The organism is Bacillota bacterium (genome assembly GCA_024655925.1).
Taxonomy (GTDB): Bacteria; Bacillota; DTU025; order DTU025; family JANLFS01; genus JANLFS01.
Window position 1 is genome coordinate 14356 of sequence record JANLFS010000024.1, and the last position, 18321, is coordinate 32676.

Consider the following 18321-nt stretch of genomic DNA (forward strand, 5'->3'; position numbering starts at 1 on the left):
CAGCGACCTCCAAGAGGACTTTCGGGTATATTCACGAAGGCCCGGCCCCATACCTCCTTTCGTCCGCCCGGGTTGCCTGGAATTTCACCTACATGACTGGGAGAAAGGTGATGGTGGCAAGTTGCGCTTGACCTGACGCAGGTGGTAATATAGATCTAGCGCGGGACACAGGCCCGCGCCTGGAACCTCAAGGTCTATGCAGGCTCTCCGAGCCGGTCTTCCTAATGAGCGATCCGTCACGGATAGCTCGATGGGGGCCGGCCGTGCCCGGGCGCAGCCCGGGTGAGGGTGCCGCGGGAAACCGCCGCACCTCCCATGTTTGGAAAGGAGAGCGGACCACCCCGCGACTGTTCGCGCCAGGGTTGCCGCTCGTCCGGCCCTGGTGCTTTCTTTTCATCTGGGACGGTGGTCGAAATGGACGCATCCCTCATCGTTGATGCCACGGCTCTATCGCTCAAGGTCTCGGTTGGGGCCACTGCTCTCGCTGCCCTCGTGGGCGTTCCTGCAGGCAGTTGGCTGGCGCTCGGTTCGTTTCGAGGTCAGGGCAGTTTGCGCTCTCTAGTCTGGGGGCTCACAGGCCTCCCACCGGTCGTTGCTGGGCTCCTCGTCTATTTGCTGCTGTCTCGGAGCGGCCCTTTGGGATCATTGGGGCTCCTGTATACTCCCAAAGCGATGCTCGCCGCTCAGTTTGTCCTGGTAACACCGGTAATTGTTGCCCTGACGGATTCCGCGGTACGCTCGGTCCCAGCTGCAGCGTCCGAGGCCGCAAGGGCCCTGGGCGCGACAGAATACCAGGTAAGGACGGCGTTGCTCAAGGAAGCGAGAGGTGGGGCGCTGGCTGCAGTCATGACCGGACTCGGGCGCGCGCTCGCGGAGGTCGGAGCAGTGATGCTCGTAGGTGGGAACATCCTGGGCCGGACCAGAGTGCTCACCACCGCGATTCTTCTCGAGACCAGGCAGGGGAACTTCGGCAACGCCTTGGCCCTGGGGGCCATCCTGGTATCCCTCTCCGTGCTTGTCAACGCCACGGCGCGAGCCATGTCTGCAGGATTTGCACGATGGGAGGCGGGATCAAGGTGACGGCAGCCCCCAGCGGGTGGGTGTTCAGAGGCACGCGGGTCTCGCGGGACGGTGAAGTCCACTTGGATGTGCCGGACTTGCGCATATCCGGCCAGGGCGTGACCTGCGTGATAGGACCTAACGGGGCGGGGAAGACGACACTCTTACGCCTGCTTGCAGCTGTGATCGCCCCCACGGCCGGACAGATCTGGTGGAACGGCTCCGATATCTGGTCGGACGGCGACCGGGGCGCACACGCAGTCAGGCGGCGGGTGGGGTACGTGCCCCAGAGACCCTACATGTTCTCAGGTTCTGTCCTGTCGAATGTCGCCTACGGGCTGAGGCTCCGGGGCATGACCGAGCGTGAAGCGCGAGCCCGGGCGCGTGAGGCTGTGGATTGGGCGGGCATCGCACACCTCCAGGATAGGCCCGCGTCAAAGCTATCGGGCGGGGAGGTGCAACGGGTGGCCCTGGCGCGCGCCACGGTACTGGAGCCTGAGGCCTTCTTGTTGGACGAGCCCACATCCAGCCTCGATCCTGGGGCGCAGGCCTTCGTGGGGGAGACTGTCAGGTCCCTTGCTCGCAGGGGAGTCCCGGTGGTTCTTGTCAGCCACGACCTCAGGTTCGCAAGGGAAGTCGGGGATGCCGTGATCGCACTCCAGGGTGGTCGGGTGGCTGCGTCTGGTCCCTGGGACGATGTTCTCAGGACGTTGGTTGGAGGGTGGTGGAGGCCGTGGAGTTCATGACCCTCACTCCGAGGGAACGCGCACAGGAGATCCTTGCGCGATCGATGGAGCATGCCCGCGCAGGCTTGCGGCCTGTCGTGGAGGAACTGCCCGCCCGGTCGAGTCTCGGGCGAGTCCTTGCCTGCGATCTGCTATCCCCGGTGGATGTTCCGGCGTTCAGACGGTCCACGGTGGACGGGTTCGCAGTAAGGGCGCGAGAGACTTTCGGGGCTTCCGCTGGGTCGCCTGCCTACTTCGATCTCTCCCGCGAGATCCGGGTCGGCACCTGCCCTGGCGAACCTTTGGGGCCGGGATGCGCAGCACCGATCGCCACCGGCGCCATGCTGCCAGAGGATTCCGATGCCGTGGTCATGGTTGAGAACACCCAGGTTCTCGCGGGATCCATAGTCGCACTGGAACGCCCCGTTGCTCCTTCGGAGAATGTCGTGGGGGTGGGGGATGACATGAGGCAGGGTGCCGTCATGCTTGAGGCTGGCAGGGAGATCAGACCCCAGGACATCGGCTTAATTGCAGCGGTGGGGGATCCAGAGCAAGTCGCTGTGACTGTCTTCGCCCGGCCGCGCGTGGGAATCATCTCTTCCGGGGACGAGCTGGTGGCGGGCAGCGATGTGCCTGGGCCTGGGCAGGTCAGGGACATCAACTCGCACTCCATCGCGGCGTCTGTGGAGAGATGCGGCGGGGTCCCTGTAGGCTTCGGACTTGTTCGCGACACACGCGATGCTCTCTTTGCCGTGCTTCGCCAGGCTCTCGATTCCTGCGATGCCGTAATCCTCTCCGGGGGCAGTTCGGTCGGGGGTCGGGACTACACTGCGGACGCGATAGCATCTCTGGGCGAGCCAGGCATCCTCGTGCACGGAGTGGCCATCAAACCCGGCAAGCCTACAGTCCTGGCGATTGCCGGCCACAAGCCGGCCTTCGGGCTTCCAGGCCACCCGGTATCTGCCTTGGTAGCCTTCGAGCTCTTCGTCAGGCCCGCACTGGAACTCCTTGCCGGATTACGTAATCCCAGGAGGCGCCCGACTGCCCGCGCTGTCTTGGCTGAGAATATCCCGTCGGAACCTGGGCGGGAGGATTACGTATTCGTCAGGCTAGACGAGGCAGGGGTTGCGCACGTGGTTCACGGCCGGTCCGCGATGATCTCCATGCTGGCGCAGGCGGACGGGTGGGTGGTGGTCCGCGAGACCGACCGCGGCATAGAAGCTGGTTCCGATGTGGAAGTGGTGTTGATCTGATTCGGGCAGCGGCGAGGCTGCGAGAGATGGAGGATCCGGCAACATGTCATCCATGAGACCGAGGAAAGACTTCTACCTGAGTGAAACGCCTCTCGAGAAGGCGAGATCAGTCTTCCTTTCGAGGTTCCTTGAGCTCAAAACCTCGGTTGAGGTGGTGGACGTGCGGGACGCCCGGGGCCGGGTGACTGCCGAACCGGTGTACGCCACCTCATCCTCGCCTCATTACAACGCGGCTGCCATGGACGGGCTTGCAGTGAGGGCAAGGGATACCTATGCGGCTTCAGACGCCTTTCCTCTCACAATCGAAATCGGGGCATTCGCGCGCTACGTGGACACCGGGGAACATCTGCCCGCCGGACTCGACGCCGTGATCATGCTCGAGGACCTCCGGGAGGCCGGGGAGGACCGCGTGGTCATCACCAAACCCGCCACCCCATGGCAGCACGTGAGGGTCATCGGCGAGGACATCGTGGTGAGGGAGATGATCCTTCCTGAGGGCCACCAGATCCGTCCGGTCGACATTGCCGCGATGTTCGCCGGTGGGGTGTTCAGAGTGGCAGTCCGCAGGCGGCCGAGGATAACCGTGATACCTACCGGCACTGAGCTTGTGCCTCCCGACGCCCCGCGGGCGCCGGGACAGGTAGTGGAGTTCAACTCGCATATGCTGCGTGAGACCTTCATCGAATGGGGCGCAGATGCCAGATCCTTGGGGATTGTCCCCGACGACCCTGAAGCCATCAACAAGGCGATATCCAGTGCGGCCTCTGTCTCAGACATCGTAGTGGTGAATGCGGGTTCCTCGGCCGGGTCCAGGGACCATACCGCGCGGGTCGTGAGCGAACTTGGGGAGGTTCTCATCCATGGAGTGGCTATCAAGCCTGGAAAGCCGGTGATCCTTGGGGTTGTGGACGGAGTCCCCACGGTGGGCCTTCCCGGGTACCCCGTGTCCGCGCTCCTCGCCGCCGAGCTCTTCGTGATGCCGCTCATCAGGGCGATGCTCGGGCTTGCCCCACTTGAGAGAGATACTGCCGAGGCGACTCTCATCAAACAGGTATATTCTGAGACAGGAGCCGTGGAGTTCGTCCGGGTTCGTCTTGGGAATGTGAGTGGAAGACTCGTTGCGGCTCCAATGGGCCGCGGAGCGGGTCTGATCACGTCGATGACACGGTCAGACGGTATCGTCGTTGTGCCTGCCGAGAGACAGGGACTCGAGGCCGGCTCTCAGGTCAGGGTCATCTTGAGCCGAAGCAAGCAGGAGATTGATTCCGCAATCATGGCCACAGGCAGCCACGATCTTGCCCTGGACGTGCTCGGGACCTACCTCAGGCGGTTCTTCCCGGGAACTTCCCTCAACTCGGCGCATGTGGGCAGCCTGGGGGGCCTCGCCGCAGTCGTCCGGGGAGAGACCCACATTGCCGGGACCCACCTTCTGGACGAAGCGTCGCACGAGTACAACTGGCCATATGTGGAACGCTTGACAGCTGGGACAGAGGTTCGCGTTTGCCTTGTGAACCTGGTGGGCCGGGCACAGGGCATTATGGTCGCTCCGGGGAACCCGAAGGCAATACAGTCGATTCGGGACCTTGCCTCCCCGGGAATCAGGTTCGTCAACCGGCAGCGGGGGGCGGGCACGCGTGTGCTATTTGACCAGAAATTGCGGGAGCTTGGAATCTCTCCGTCAAGTATTGAAGGGTATTCCCGAGAGGAGTATACGCATATGGCGGTGGCGTCAGCGATCGCGTCGGGCGTGGCTGACGCAGGCATGGGGATCTATGCCGCGGCCCAGGCTCTGGGGTTGGACTTCGTATGGGTTGCCGATGAGAGGTACGACCTTGCCGTGCGAGAGGACCTTCTGAATACGGAGCCCATCCAGAAGGTTCTGTTCGTCCTCTCCTCACCGGAGTTCCGCGAGGCCGTCCGCGCGCTGGGCGGGTACGACGTCAGTACGATGGGGACTTTCGCCAGCCGCCATCGATGCGGAGTCTCCCGAGAGAACCCAGATGACCGAGGAATACAGGGCGAGGAGAAGGGGTGGCGGCAATGCCCCTGATTGACTCTTTTGGAAGGCGGATCGAGTACCTGCGCATGTCTGTGACGGACAAATGTGACCTCAGGTGCGTCTACTGCATGCCTCCATCAGGCGTCGCCCTGAGGAGTCACGATGAAGTCTTGAGAAATGAGGAATTCGCGCGAGTTGCCAGAGTTGCAGTGGGCCTCGGCATTACGAAGATCAGGGTCACTGGCGGGGAGCCGCTCGTCAGGCGAGGCATAGTGGACCTCGTGCGGGAGATTGCTGCGATCCCTGGCCTCCGCGACCTGGCAATGACCACAAATGGGCAGAGGCTGGATGTGCTCGCCGGGGATCTGGTCCGGGCCGGGCTCAGGCGGGTCAACGTGAGCCTGGATTCGATGCGGCCCGATACCTACTCCAACATAACCCGGGGAGGGGATCTCGCCCGGGTGATTTCCGGCATAGCCGCGGCTGAACGCTCAGAGCTTGTACCCATACGGCTCAACGTGGTAGTGCTGGGAGGCGTGAACGACGGGGAGATCGAGGATTTCGCCAGGTTGACCTTTGCCAAGCCGTGGGACGTCCGGTTCATAGAGGCCATGCCATTCGCCGGCAGGCTCCGCCAAGTCGAGAGTAGGCACGTTCCCATAGCGGAGGTCCGCGCGCGCGTAGCCGCCCTTGCCAGGCACGGTCTCGAGAGACTCCCCACACCGGGCGGGGAGAACTCCTCCGACTGGCAATGGCCAGGTGGCCACGGGGGTCTATCAATGGGTCCTGCTGACTATGCAAGACTGCCCGGAGCCGTCGGTAGAGTAGGGTTCATCGGGTATTCCGGGCACGAGGAAGGTTTCTGCTCCATGTGCAACCGCCTCCGGATCACCTGCGACGGCAAGGTCAGGCCATGTCTCGTCGAGCGTAGATCCGTGGACTTGAGAGGACCCTTGCGTGGTGGCGCGTCCGACGAAGAGCTGGCTGAGGTAATCGTGTCGGCTGTTCGGGCGAAACCCGCGGGAAGAAACGTGACGCCCGGCGGACACGCAGAGGTGGCGGACTCAATGAACCAGGTAGGAGGTTAGCTGGCTCGGGCAGGATGGATGGGCGGGAAACCGCAAGACGGGGGAGGCGGTAGGTTTGGGAGATCTCACTCACGTAGATGAGCGCGGGCAGGTCAGAATGGTGGACGTGGGGCTCAAGCAGGAGACCCGGAGGATTGCGGTGGCATCAGGCCGAATCCAGATGAGACCCGAGACCCTCAGGTTGATCATGGAAGGCAAGGCGCCGAAGGGAGACGTGTTCGCAACGGCCCGGATCGCCGCGATCACAGGCACCAAGCTCACCCCATTCATCGTTCCCCTATGTCACAGCATCGGCGTGACAGGGGTGGAGGTGGAGTTGACACCCTGCTCCGAGGGCGGCCAGGCGTTTGTGTTCTGTCAGGTGTCGGTCTCAACTGTGGGACGGACGGGGGCTGAGATGGAGGCAATGGCGGGTGTGGCTTCAAGTCTTCTCGCGATCTACGACATGTGCAAGGCGGTCGACCGGGGGATGGAGATAACCGATGTGCGACTGGAACTGAAGGACGGCGGGAAAAGCGGGCGATTTGATCGGAAGCTGGAGGCCGAAAGGTAGGTGAGTGCGGTGGCGTTTGTAGCTGCAGTCTCGGTAAGCAAGGAGAAAGGGACGCAAAAGGAGAACGTGCCCGAGGCAGTGCTAAGGGCGGGTTATGGGATCGAAGGAGATGCTCATGCGGGGGACTGGCCGAGGCAGGTCAGCTTGCTCGCGGAGGAGAGCATAGGTAAGATGCGCGACCTGGGGCTGGACCTACACCCCGGCGACTTCGCGGAGAACATCACAACTGCAGGTATAGACCTGACGGCTCTGCCGGTGGGAGCGAAGCTCACTGTGCACCCGCGAGGCGAAACCAGCTTGACCTCAGTCGCGTCATCGATCTTGCTCGAGCTTACGCAGATAGGCAAGGAGTGCCATAGAGGCTGCGCGGTCTTCCAGCGCGTGGGGGACTGTGTCATGCCGAGGGAAGGCGTGTTCACGCGGGTTCTCCGCGGTGGTTCCATCAGGCCGGGCTACGAAATCGAGGCCGGGCACTTCGGGTTCGGGCTCGTAACCGCAAGTGACAAAGGGTCCAGGAGGGAGCGGGAGGATCTTTCGGGGCAGGCTGCCCGTGAGTTGCTTGCTGCCTCCGGGATCATCCTCTGCGACTACGCTGTGGTCCCGGATGAACGGGAGACGATCCGGACTGTCCTCGAGCGAATGTGCTCTCTCGGCCTGGACCTTGTGGTCACCACCGGTGGGACAGGGATGGGGCCGAGAGACGTAACACCTGACGCCACGGGGGACGTGATCGACCGTGAAGTCCCAGGTATTCCCGAAGCCATGCGCACTGCGGGAATGCGTGAGACTCCAAGAGCCATGCTGTCCCGGGCCAGAGCTGGCACGCGCGGGCGCACCCTCGTCATCAACCTGCCCGGCAGTCCCAGGGGCGTAAGGGAGTCCCTGGGCGCGATCCTGCCCGCGCTCGCACATGGCCTCGAGATCCTGACAGGCCGTTCCGGAGAGTGCGGACGGGAGGGTAGATAGGCGCCGCGAGCCGACGAGCCTATGAGGAACCAAGACATGCGGCGGAGATGGCCTGATGAGAACGGCGGAGACTTGTCTCGCTAAGGCAGGTGGAGGCGGTGGACCGTTGCAGCCGTGTTTTGTGGAAACCGCGCATCTTTCGGGCCCTGGCAGCCGTGGCTGTTGTTGCGATGTGGGCTCTCGGCCTCTTGGCCCCATTCGATCGCTCCTTTCATACCTGGCTTTCCGGGGCTTTCGCACATTCTCCTGATCCCGGAGTGGCCCTAGTTGTTGTGGACGATCGAGCGCTGGCAGCTGTAGGGCGTTGGCCGTGGCCACGGTCTGCGTTGGCCCAGCTGATTGCCAGGATCTCAGAAGGCCGCCCCGCGGCCATCGGGCTCGACATCATCCTCTCAGAACCTGATGGCACCCATGATGAGTCTCTAGCCCAGGCGGTTCAGGCAGCTGGAGACGTGGTGCTACCTGTGCACGTTGAAACGAAGAACTTGCCGGTAGGAGCAGCTTGGTACGCGACTGCTCAAGCCCCGAAAGCTCCGTCAGGGCCAGTCGGCTCCGCAGCAGCCGGCCTTGGCCATGTCGTTGCTGTTCCAGACTCCGACGGTGTTCTTCGGCGGGTTCCGGGTTTCGTAAGTGCCGGCGGCACATTCGTCCCCGGTTTCGCCGTGGAAGTCGCCCGTGTTGCGCTTGGTCTCGCCCCGGCTGACATCAGGTTTGTGCCAGGGTCTCACATATCTCTCGGGCGGATACAGATTCCGCTCGATTCCTCTTCCAGCCTGCTGCCGGAGTTCCCAAGACCTCCGGCGGCGTCTCAGATCTCAGCTGCGGACGTTCTCGGCTCGACGCTGGATCCGGCCGTCTTCTTCGCGGAGAAGATTGTGCTCGTTGGAGCGACAGCCCCGGGACTTGGTGACCGACACCACACCGCATCCTCCAGGTATGGCGACCCCATACCCGGAGTCCTGGTGCAGGCGGCCGCGGTTCAGTCCATCCTGAAGGGGCGGTGTGCGCGGGCAGCGTCCCCATGGATCCTGTTCGCCGTGGGACTGGCGACCTGGATCCCTCTCAACCTGCTCTCTCAGGCCCGCCGGGCCTCACACCTCGGCTGGTCGGCGGTGGGCCACGCGGGGGTAGCACTCACCGCGGCCTTCCTGGCGGGCTGGCTGTCGGTACGGCACGCCCTGACGATTGGGCCCTCGGTGGTAGTGTTCGCGGCGGCAGCCTCATTCACGGTGGAAGCGGCTCAAAGAGCAGCACAATCAGATTCCCTCCGGATCGCGCTCTCCCGCTACGTGGGTATGGTTCCCGGCGCCGGGCAGAGGCACAGGCTACCACAAGCCGCCGCTGTGATGTTCGCAGACCTTCGAGGCTTCAGCCGTGCTTCGGCCGACTTGGACCCCGCCCTCGCCGCGGATCTGGCCAACGCCTATCTGGGTGCTATGGCTCGGGCGGTCATGGAGGCCGGCGGGGTCGTGGACAAGTTCCCCGGGGACGCGGTCCTCGCGGTGTTCGAGAGTGGAGGGCGCGACGCCATGATCCGGGCAGTCAAGGCTGCGCGGAAGGTGAGAGAGGCAGTCGCGGCGGTCTCCCGGCCACACGAGTCTGCCTCGTCCGGTGGGCCGATGGGTGTGGGTGTAGGGATCGCATACGGGCCGGTACTCCGTGCGGAACTGGGCACCACCAGTCGCGCGGATTTGACCGTCGTCGGCTCCACAGTGAACGTGGCGAAGGCCCTAGAGGATGCTGCAGGTCCCGGACAGATTCTTCTCGGGCTGCCCGCGTTGAAGTCCCGGGCCGGCCCGGGTGACGGCGTGGGTTCTTTCTCCTGCCCGGGAGTTTCGCAGAGCGGTCCCGGGTCCGATGTGGGTGCCTACCGTTCTCACGGACCTGTCCCCAAGGTGGACAGTGACCGCTGGGTAGTGCTGGAGATAGTGTGATGCCGGTCACAGTCGGCTCGTCAGCCTTCTGATATGGTGTAAGATAGGGTACGGTCATGTCCTGGACAATGGGGGCGTTCGCGTTGCGATTACGCCTGAGGGCTGGTCTCTCACGGGTGGCTGTAATTGGGCTCATATGTCTCTCGGCGGCTGCTCTTGTCTTCGTGTCGCAGGCATCTTCGGGGAGTGTCTGCTCCGTCGCCCGGGTGTGGGGGGAGGCCTGGCTCCGCGGGCCCGGGGGCACGGACCCTTCACTGTGGAACAGGTTGGAGGCCGGCATGCTGCTGGAGCCGGGCACCGCCATCCGGACTGGACAGGGAGCCGGAGCTGTGTTGGTCTTTGCCTGTGGGAGCGTTGTCAGGCTGTCCGAGATGACCGAGACGATGGTGGGCCGTGCTGGAGTGTCGGCCTCGCCCAGCCAGGCACTCTCGTCAGAGCCGTCGGCAGGCGCCTCTTCCCGCGGACCCGTCACTCAAGGCATTTCGGTATTTGTCGGCAGTGTGTGGTTGGAGATAATGAAACGGCAGGTCGGGATGACGTCGTTCGAAGTCGAGACCCCTTCGGCTACGATCGCAGTGAGAGGGACGTCCTTTGGTGTCTGGGTGGGGGAGGACGGGACCACGCAGGTGTGGGTAGAATCAGGGCTTGTGGAGGTCTTCAACGACGCGGGATCAGTGATGGTGGGGCCCGGCAAGTCCGCCTTTGTGAGGAAAGGTGAGGGGCCCAGGCCGGACGGCGTGCCGGGGCGCGGAGCGGGCCAGGACAAAGAACACCCGGGAAAGGGTGTCAAGGATGATGGCGGAAAAGGCAAGAGCAACGGAAACGCGCCGAAGTGACAGGGTGCAGCCAAGCACGGCGCTCTGCGCGTGCCCCCTCTTCTCGGGACTGGAACGGGAGGCTCTGGCCGATTTGACTCGGGGTGCTTTGGAGTTGAGACCCCGTCGCGGGCAGATGATCTTCTGCCAGGGTGAAGCCAGTCGGGAACTCTACGCTGTCCTGGATGGACATGTCAGGATCTTCCGGACATCCCCTGAAGGGGCGGAGAAGACTCTGGCGATTCTGGAAGAAGGGGATGTGTTCGGAGAGCTATCGGCCGTGGATGGGCTTCCGAGGTCCGCGACTGCCCAGGCTGTCACGGACTGTCGACTGGTGTCGATAAGCCCGGCGGCCTTGATGGAGTGTGTCGCCCGCGTGCCGGGGTTTGCCCAAAACCTCCTGACGCGGCTGGCGACGATGCTCAGGGAGACTGACGAAGCCGTCGACCTTCTTGCCTTCACCAGCGCCAGAGGGCGTGTTGCCTCGGCGCTCTTGCGCCACGCTTCCGCATCCGGTGTGCCATCTGATTCACCGACCCCGAGCGGACTGACCCAGTCCGACATAGCGGCGATAGCGTCCACGACCCGGGAGACGGTCAACCGTGTGCTTGGACAGCTCGTAGACGCGGGAGCCATCTCCATATCCGGCAGGCGGTACATTGTGCTCGACAGACGCCTGCTGGAGGAGATGGCTTCATCGTGACTCCTCAACCTACGGTCCGAGGGCTACTTCCCTGGCTTGCCTTTGACTTTGTCCTTACCCTCCCCTGATGGGCCGGGCTCACCCGAACCTCCGCCAGTGTCGGATTGACCCCGGCCGCTGCCCTTCGGCCCAGCATCGCCGGCCTTGCCAGTGTCAGACTCGTGATCGGGCTTACCAGCGGGGTGGTCCGGTTTTCCGGTCTGAGCGCGGATCTCGTTCCATGATCTCTGCTCCGACCTCAGTCTGAGTGCGAGACGGAGAGCGTCCGAGTCCCCGGATGCCCCGACCAGGATAGCTGCCACCAGCATCTCCCTGTGTGTGACCTTGAACTGTTCCCGCAGGCGTGCCTGGACTGCTGTGGGCAGCCCGCACGTGGCCGCTGCCAGGTCCGAGCACGCCGCCTCGGCAAGCTCCTCGTCTCTCGCTTTCCCGTGCAGACTCCTGCGGCTGACCACAGCGGAGATCGCCTGCCCGAGGTTTCGTTCTTGCAGGCCCAGCGACATGGCCAATTCGCCCCACCCGGTGCCGTCTGCGGCCACGGCCAGCACGTCGGCATACGGTGTCGCGGTCTGGGACGCAATCACCGCCGCGATTACCAGTTCCCCGATGCCCCAACCTGAATCGAAGAAGGCCGTGAGCTCTTCCACGGTGAGACCGAGATCTGGGAACGCCTCCGCGACCCGCTGCAACAGAATGGGGTGTTCGAGCTGTTCGTCCGCCTGTGCGCTGGTGGCGCTCGGGTCCAGGGTGGCGCCCGTCGCGTACACCCGTGCTGGGGCGGCCAGGACCACTGCCAGCAGCACCAGCGAAGCGAGCTTGCACAGTCTCATCTTACCTCGCCTCCATGATAATGGACTGCCCGCAACTGGGGCCTCAATCCCAGTGTAGTCCCTGGCCTGTTCGCAGACAGTGATGCCCATCACACACCTGGTCGAGTCAAATGTCGAGGTAACTTTCAAGATCCCTGAGCGCAGGAACCATGTCGGCAACTAGGCTCTGAATGTCGCTGCCTTCAAGCCCGAGAGCCGCCAAAGCTCCGGTGGAAAGCCGGTAACGCAGGCCGTCCCCACCGACTCCCACCCCCATCATGAGGCATACCGCGTCCGCGATGTGAACCGCGCACGCATGTAAGCGTCCATCCGAATCGGCCTGCTCCGGGTCATGATGATGCCTGATGGCTTCCACAAGCACCTGGGGCAGGTTCCACTTGAGCGCGACCTGTTCTCCGACCAGCGCATGGTCGAAGCCGAGTACGGCTGATTCCGCCTCATTCCAGGCCGCTTTGGACGTTGAGACTGCCTCGAGGATTTCCTCATATGCACTCCGGACATGCTGGTGCAGGATGACCTTACCAACATCATGGAGCAGGCCGGCTGTGAAGAACTCCTCGCCGAGAGGAGAGCGAGCCCTCGCGGCAAGCTTCCTGGAGCACACAGCTGCAGCAAGAGAGTGCCTCCAAAGCCCGAGTCCCTCTAGGGAGTACCCGCCCAGCTTGCGCCGGAGCAGGTCGCCAGAGGCTATGATGAGCACCTGAGAACGGATGGCAGCAAGCCCCAGTCGCACGACGGCCTCTCTGACGGTAGTTGTTCTCCGAGCGAAACCGTAGAATGGCGAGTTGGACAGACGGAGAAGTCTCGCGGTGATGGCCTGGTCGGACGAGATGGCGTCGGCGATATCAGAGATGTCTGAGTCGATGTCTTCAGTCAGCTGGATCACCCTGGTTGCGATGGCCGGCAGAGGCTTCAGATCCTCCACCGCTTCAACGAGCTGTGTGAGGGAGAGTTGTTTCATAACGGGACCTCCGATCAGTCTCTCACAGATCTATCATCGGCCGGCCCGCCCAAGGTGTTTACTGTTGCCGAATCCGCGCTGAGCCTTGCCTCCATCATGAGCCACTCGCCTTGGCTGTCGAAAGACCTGCCGACTTCCTGGAAACCAAGAGACGAATAGACTCGCCTGGCTGGGATGTTCCAGGGGCGCACCTCAAGCTTCACGACCGGCGCACCCTGGGTGCGCAGGAGTTGGAGCGCGGCTGCCGTTAGAGCGCGCCCGATGCCACGTCCTTGCGATTCCGGATCCACGGCCACGGAAAGTATCTGAGCGTGGCGCCCGGCCAGTTGCCGCAGGGAAGACCCGGCGAAGAGGATCTTGTTCCCGATGAGCTTCAGGACCTTGAAGATTGAAAGACGGTAGGCGCCGCACAGCCATTTTCGCGCCCAGACCAGGAGGTGACCGCGGAGGAGGGCCCGGGCCCACAGCATTGAGATCGTGCGGGGTGCGACCACATACCCAGAGATCCGGCCGGACTCCTCCCACACCAGGAAATTGTCAGGGAGCTCGCCCGCAAGGAACCTGAAGATGTCGCGGAGCCCTTCGTCCGGGGGATCGATCCCTCCGTAGACATGGGCTACTGACTCTGGAAACGCCTTTCGGAAAATGAGCGCGACAGCCGGGACATCGTCGGCGCGGACAGGGCGCACGGCCACGTGTCACTCACCTCCGTTCAAGTCTGCGTCGTGCCCGGTCAATCCGGAGATCAGAATCAAGTCGGAGAGAGTAACAAAGGAGAACCCTCTTTGCCTGAGGTTTGCGATCAGGCGTGGGAGCGCCGACACGGTATTGGTCCGGTCCCCACCCTGGCTAGATACGAGGCTTCCCCCATCGTGGAAGAGTATGACGTCTCCGTTCCGTACGATTCTGGTGAGACGTTGGACCATGCTGGCCTCGGTCACCTCCGCCCAATCGCGGGAGCTCACACTCCACAGCGCGAGGGTGTATCTTCTCTCACGGAGCATCTCCACAAGCCTGCTGTCGTAAAGCCCTCGGGGAGGCCGGAAAAGCGTTGGCCTCACTCCGGTTGCCGCTTCTATGGCTTTTTCAGCTTCATCGATTTCGTGCTGCATCGGACCGGCCGGGAGCCCAAACATGTTCCGGTGGGTGTGTGTATGGTTCCCGACCTCATGCCCGGCGTCGACGATACGCCTGGCAATGTCTGGGTACTTGAGCACTTCCGAGCCTATGAGGAAGAACGTCGCCGGCACCTCTTCGTCGCAGAGAATGTCGAGGATCGGGATGGTGTACTCCGGGTTGGGCCCGTCGTCGAATGTGAGCGCCACCAGGCGGAACTCGTCGCTGCCACGTCTGAAAATCTCAACCTGCAAGCCAAATCCCTTGTACACGTACCGGTTGAAGAAGAACAGGGCAAGCAGCGACATGAGAACTACGCCCACCGCGACCCTGGCCATCACAGCGCGGAAGATGGCCAGGCGCCGAAGGCCGGGAGTCTCGGCCTCACGCGGTGGGAGCCCCGGGAGCACCTTGTAGATGGCTATGAGCGAGAGGACCACCGCGAATACCAGATGTAGGTCGAAACGTTCGAAATACCACACAAGCGGAGGGTAGAGCAGCGCTCCCACGAAAGTGGGGACCAGCATGGATGCACCTCGCTGAGGCCGCAATACCCGGCTGGTCAGAAAGGCAACGGCACCGCTCAGGAAAGCGGCGAGAGGGGAAACTAAGGTTCCCGCGCCGATCGCGGCTGGGACTACAAGCCCGGCTCGGTTGGGGCGCATGAACGACCACGATGCTCCGATTACCACCGCGAGGCCTGCGACCACGGTCGAGATCGGCGTTCCTATGAACGTCCGCGCTGCGGCCTCGGCCAACAGGCCGCGGAGCACGGGCGAAAGCCACGGATGCCTCGACCCAAGGTGGGACGCAAAAGCGGGTAGCGGGAGCCCAGGCGCTGCTCCGATGATGTAGGCAACTGCTGAGAGCACAAGGTAGGAGTCAAGGCGCAGCAACTGTCCGACCTCCCGTCAATCCGTTGCCATCTGGTCGCGCCGAGCTCAGTCTGGCCTGCGCTCATCGCCTCGCGTCCCGTACGGGATCGGTATGTACTGGACTGAAGGCCGCCTGGACGGAGGCTGAGGGTAGAGCTCCATGAGCTCATAGATCTCCGCTGGCATCTCGTTGCACGCGGAAAGCCCCATGCTCCGAAGCTCGTCGCAAGTTATTGGGTAGTCGTGGGTCCATCTCCCGCTGGACAACGCCTCCGCTACCTGAGTAGCCTGGTCTTCTGGCATCTTATCCCGGAGAATCTCCAAAACAAGGTCACGGACCTGCCTCACGGCCTTCTCTGCCACATCAGCAAGGATCAATGTCTGGTCGTCCACGTCTGCGATGGGCTTGCGCGCGACGGCGTTCAGAATCGACACTGCCGGGTAGCTGCCTATCTGCGGATCGACAGGACCTAGCACCGCGTTGGAGTCCATCACTATCTCGTCGGCGGAAAGGGCGAGAAGGGTGCCTCCCGACATCGCATAGTGAGGGACGAACACAGTCACTTTTGCAGGATGCTTACGTATTGCCCTCGCAATCTGCTCAGACGCGAGCACCAGGCCGCCGGGGGTATGGAGTACGATGTCTATGGGCACATCGTCGTCGGTCATCCTGATCGCCCGAAGGATCTGCTCAGAGTCCTCGATGTTGATGCTTCTCGCGAAAGTGATGCCGAGCAAGCTCATGGACTCCTGACGATGGATCAACGTTATGACCCTCGAGTTGCGCTTGCGCTCTATTCGCTGAATGAGCCGGTACCTGGAGAGGTCCCGGTTTCTCTGCGAGAGCATGGGGAAGAAACTCCAGAAGATCACGAGGATCCAGATAACATCCAGAATCGATACTCTCATGCCTGTCCCCCTTTCCGGGCCGCAGCACGGCTAAGTCCATTATAAATTGTCCCCGGCTACGCCACAACAGCGGCGGCTGGGGTGTAGATGGCAATGAACAGGGCCCGCGTCGCCGGAGGCGCGGGTCCTGTCGGAGAAACGCAACGCGGAGGATAGACCTCAACACCACGTCCCAGCCCGCGCCGATACTGCCAGGAGATCCGACGGGCCGGTGCCCAACCGCCAGATTGCGATCTTTCTGATGCCGAACTCCTCTAGCAGGACGATCTTAGCCGCTAGCGAGGAAGAGTCCTCAAACCACACAGTATGCGTCTGTCCAGACCTGTCGGAGTACTGGAACCACTGACACCCGCTTTCGGCATCTCTCACGACCCGAGCCCCGGTTCCCCGGGCCAGATACTCCGCCTCGTTGCATGACAGGAAGACTGCAGGTCCCCGCGGGCCCCAGTCGAGCCCGTAGGCTCCCAAAGCTACCACGATCTTGGACCGGTCCAAGATGTCCATCATCCGGGCCACTGTATCCCTGAGCCATCCGAGTGGAGTGGACGGCCCCTCGAAATGCAGTGACCCTTTTTCGAAGCCTTCCACCATGACGAGGTCGGCGCAATCCCCAAGAGAAGGGACGTCGAACCCACCGTCCAGGGATCCAAACGGCAGGTACACCGCCACAGTGTAGTACGGTGACATTCGCCTCAACCGCGTGGCTACTTCCCGTACAAGGCAGGTGTAAGCGTCAGCGTGCCGCGGGGCGAGGGCCTGGAAATCGAGGACCACCCCATCTAGGGCATTTGTGGCTACCGCATCCACTACTTCTGAAGCAAGCACGGTCCGACGGTTCTGATCCAGAAGACAGTGGTCGAGAGAACCGGTAGAGTAAACAGACTCAGACTGGTTGGACACGCCCGCCAGGACTCTTGTCCGGTAGGCTCTGAGAGTCTGCACCGAGGGATCGACTGTGCCCCGGAGGAGCGAGCCGTCCGGGCGCACCCTGAGAAAGGTGTAGACTATCTCCGAAAACGCCTCTGGGCTGCTGAGTGCTTCGGGAAGCCCCTCATGGGCGGCGTAATCCGGCACAATCCCAATCAGTCTTGTTCTGCGCGGGATGTGAAGGACCTGACCCGGAACGACCGTGTCGGGGTCGGCTATGGAGTTCGCGAGGGCGATGGATCGGTAGTCGAGACCGAATTTCTGGGCGATCAGCCACAGAGTGTCGCCGTCTCTGACCGTATAGTGCACATGCACCGCCTCCTCTGGGTGCAAACGACCGCTGCGGTACAGACTATGCTTGCGGCACGCAGAACGTTCCACAGGGGGCGCTTTGTCGGCTACTCGCCTTGACCTGAAAGGACGCTACAGAAGATAGGAAAGAAGAAGACCGGCCAACACCCCAAAGACGATCCCGAAGGTGCCTGAGTGTCCCACGGCGAATTCCTGGGCATCGGGGATCAGTTCGTCCCCGGTTATGAAAACCATGGCGCCGCCGGCGAACCCAAGGGAGACGGAGAGTACTGCGGGTGAGACGGCTCCTGCCACTGCACCGACCAGGGCGCCCACAGCCATCGGCAGCCCCGCGAGGGCGCCGAAAGCGAAGATCCGAGCTCCCCCAAGCCTGGCAGCACACATTGGCGCTCCCATGGCCATCCCCTCCGGCATGTTGTGAAGAGCTATGGTGAAAGCCACCGAGAACCCCAGGGAGGACCCATGCGCGTAGCTTGCCCCTATGGCCAGACCTTCGGGCAAGTTGTGCATGGCGATTCCTATCCCGGTGAGGACCCCTGCGCGTATGAAGCGAGCGCTCTCACAATCCTCGGAGACTATGTGAACATGGGGGGTGATCAAGTCGACAAGGCCGATCGCTCCGACGCCCAATATGAACCCGGCAAATGCGTAGATCAGCCCGCCGATTTCCACCGCCTCGGGGACCAGCTCAGTGAAGACGACTGACAGCATAACCCCGCCGGCGAGACCCATAAGAACAGAGAGCATGCGCCTGCTTGGAACGCCAAGGGTTGCTGTGAGTGCGGCTCCCGCCCCTGTGCCTAGCACGCCGGCGGCGAGGCCTACGAGAGTTGCATGAAGTACAGGCTGCAAGGGCACACCCCTTTCTTCCACACAGTATTCTAAGCTGCCGGGACAGGCCTGTCAAAGCTCTGCCCGTGTGCTATAATTATCGCTGGGGTGCTGATTTGATGATATTGGCATTGGACGTTGGGAACACGAATATTGTGGTCGGAGTCTACAAAGGCCCCGAACTCCTTGCGGACTTCCGGATTGCCACGGACCGGCAAAAGACGGCGGACGAGTACGGCATGCTCCTCCTCCAACTCCTCGCTTTCCGCGGAATACCCAAAGATGAAATAAGAGGCGTGATAATGTCGTCAGTCGTTCCCCCCGTGATCGCGACGTTCGAGAGGATGACGGAGAAGTACTTTGGGTGCCGCCCAATAAACGTAGAACCCGGAATCAAGACGGGGATAATCATCAGGTACGAGAACCCCAAGGAAATCGGGGCAGACAGGATCGTAAATGCCGTCG

Annotated in this window: 18 protein-coding genes and 1 riboswitch; of the genes, 11 read left to right on the forward strand and 7 right to left on the reverse strand. The window is 62.6% G+C overall.

What is annotated here, in order from left to right:
• Nucleotides 1-193: 193 nt before the first annotated feature.
• Nucleotides 194-346, forward strand: a riboswitch (molybdenum cofactor riboswitch).
• Nucleotides 347-414: 68 nt separating this feature from the next.
• From NUW23_05390 to NUW23_05435, 10 genes are all read left to right on the forward strand, one after another.
• Nucleotides 415-1080 (forward strand): ABC transporter permease, encoded by a 666-nt coding sequence (locus tag NUW23_05390; protein MCR4425611.1) that lies wholly within the window; start codon nt 415-417, stop codon nt 1078-1080.
• A complete protein-coding gene (locus NUW23_05395) occupies nt 1077-1805 on the forward strand; it encodes an ATP-binding cassette domain-containing protein (GenBank protein MCR4425612.1) in 729 nt (242 codons plus the stop codon). Before NUW23_05390 ends, NUW23_05395 begins: the two co-directional genes overlap by 4 nt.
• The gene (locus tag NUW23_05400) at nt 1781-3037 is read left to right on the forward strand and encodes a molybdopterin molybdotransferase MoeA (GenBank protein MCR4425613.1); all 1257 of its coding nucleotides are present in this window, start codon (nt 1781-1783) and stop codon (nt 3035-3037) included. The genes NUW23_05395 and NUW23_05400 overlap by 25 nt, the downstream gene beginning before the upstream one ends.
• A 43-nt stretch (nt 3038-3080) precedes the next feature.
• Nucleotides 3081-5087 (forward strand): molybdopterin biosynthesis protein, encoded by a 2007-nt coding sequence (locus tag NUW23_05405; GenBank protein MCR4425614.1) that lies wholly within the window; start codon nt 3081-3083, stop codon nt 5085-5087.
• A complete protein-coding gene (gene moaA, locus NUW23_05410) occupies nt 5078-6124 on the forward strand; it encodes a GTP 3',8-cyclase MoaA (protein MCR4425615.1) in 1047 nt (348 codons plus the stop codon). Before NUW23_05405 ends, moaA begins: the two co-directional genes overlap by 10 nt.
• Nucleotides 6125-6179: 55 nt before the next feature.
• Complete coding sequence (gene moaC / locus NUW23_05415) at nt 6180-6677, forward strand: cyclic pyranopterin monophosphate synthase MoaC (protein ID MCR4425616.1); 498 nt, start codon at nt 6180-6182, stop codon at nt 6675-6677.
• Nucleotides 6678-6686: 9 nt separating this feature from the next.
• Complete coding sequence (locus tag NUW23_05420) at nt 6687-7643, forward strand: molybdopterin-binding protein (GenBank protein MCR4425617.1); 957 nt, start codon at nt 6687-6689, stop codon at nt 7641-7643.
• Nucleotides 7644-7741: 98 nt separating this feature from the next.
• Nucleotides 7742-9577, forward strand: a complete 1836-nt coding sequence (locus tag NUW23_05425; GenBank protein ID MCR4425618.1) for an adenylate/guanylate cyclase domain-containing protein — start codon at nt 7742-7744, stop codon at nt 9575-9577.
• Nucleotides 9578-9660: 83 nt separating this feature from the next.
• Nucleotides 9661-10413 (forward strand): FecR family protein, encoded by a 753-nt coding sequence (locus NUW23_05430; GenBank protein MCR4425619.1) that lies wholly within the window; start codon nt 9661-9663, stop codon nt 10411-10413.
• 73 nt (nt 10414-10486) lie between these two features.
• Nucleotides 10487-11095, forward strand: a complete 609-nt coding sequence (locus tag NUW23_05435; protein ID MCR4425620.1) for a Crp/Fnr family transcriptional regulator — start codon at nt 10487-10489, stop codon at nt 11093-11095.
• 23 nt (nt 11096-11118) lie between these two features.
• Here the strand turns inward: NUW23_05435 and NUW23_05440 are convergent, their stop codons facing one another.
• The 7 genes from NUW23_05440 to NUW23_05470 all read right to left on the reverse strand — a co-directional run bounded on the left by NUW23_05440 (nt 11119) and on the right by NUW23_05470 (nt 17877).
• Nucleotides 11119-11925, reverse strand: coding sequence for a hypothetical protein (locus tag NUW23_05440; GenBank protein MCR4425621.1), 807 nt, complete (start codon nt 11923-11925; stop codon nt 11119-11121).
• Between the two features lie 106 nt (nt 11926-12031).
• Complete coding sequence (locus tag NUW23_05445) at nt 12032-12886, reverse strand: HDOD domain-containing protein (GenBank protein ID MCR4425622.1); 855 nt, start codon at nt 12884-12886, stop codon at nt 12032-12034.
• Between the two features lie 14 nt (nt 12887-12900).
• The gene (locus NUW23_05450) at nt 12901-13581 is read right to left on the reverse strand and encodes a GNAT family N-acetyltransferase (protein ID MCR4425623.1); all 681 of its coding nucleotides are present in this window, start codon (nt 13579-13581) and stop codon (nt 12901-12903) included.
• A 3-nt stretch (nt 13582-13584) separates the two neighbouring features.
• On the reverse strand, nt 13585-14898 hold the full coding sequence (locus NUW23_05455; GenBank protein ID MCR4425624.1) for a polysaccharide deacetylase family protein: 1314 nt from the start codon (nt 14896-14898) through the stop codon (nt 13585-13587).
• Nucleotides 14899-14943: 45 nt separating this feature from the next.
• Nucleotides 14944-15786 (reverse strand): ATP-dependent Clp protease proteolytic subunit, encoded by an 843-nt coding sequence (locus tag NUW23_05460; protein ID MCR4425625.1) that lies wholly within the window; start codon nt 15784-15786, stop codon nt 14944-14946.
• A 159-nt stretch (nt 15787-15945) separates the two neighbouring features.
• Entirely contained in the window at nt 15946-17022 is a 1077-nt protein-coding gene (locus tag NUW23_05465) for a LysM peptidoglycan-binding domain-containing protein (GenBank protein ID MCR4425626.1), read from the reverse strand.
• A gap of 114 nt (nt 17023-17136) precedes the next feature.
• A complete protein-coding gene (locus tag NUW23_05470) occupies nt 17137-17877 on the reverse strand; it encodes a ZIP family metal transporter (GenBank protein MCR4425627.1) in 741 nt (246 codons plus the stop codon).
• A 98-nt stretch (nt 17878-17975) separates the two neighbouring features.
• Here NUW23_05470 and NUW23_05475 point away from each other — a divergent pair.
• The coding region (locus NUW23_05475; protein MCR4425628.1) for a type III pantothenate kinase at nt 17976-18321 on the forward strand (346 nt) is incomplete at its 3' end.

What these genes read in the sequence shown, in the direction of transcription:
- NUW23_05445 (MCR4425622.1), bottom strand. Translation starts at nt 12,886, where the DNA reads ATGAAACAACTCTCCCTCACACAGCTCGTTGAAGCGGTGGAGGATCTG.
- NUW23_05405 (MCR4425614.1), top strand. Translation starts at nt 3,081, where the DNA reads ATGTCATCCATGAGACCGAGGAAAGACTTCTACCTGAGTGAAACGCCT.
- moaA (MCR4425615.1), top strand. Translation starts at nt 5,078, where the DNA reads ATGCCCCTGATTGACTCTTTTGGAAGGCGGATCGAGTACCTGCGCATG.
- NUW23_05390 (MCR4425611.1), top strand. Translation starts at nt 415, where the DNA reads ATGGACGCATCCCTCATCGTTGATGCCACGGCTCTATCGCTCAAGGTC.
- NUW23_05440 (MCR4425621.1), bottom strand. Translation starts at nt 11,925, where the DNA reads ATGAGACTGTGCAAGCTCGCTTCGCTGGTGCTGCTGGCAGTGGTCCTG.
- NUW23_05460 (MCR4425625.1), bottom strand. Translation starts at nt 15,786, where the DNA reads ATGAGAGTATCGATTCTGGATGTTATCTGGATCCTCGTGATCTTCTGG.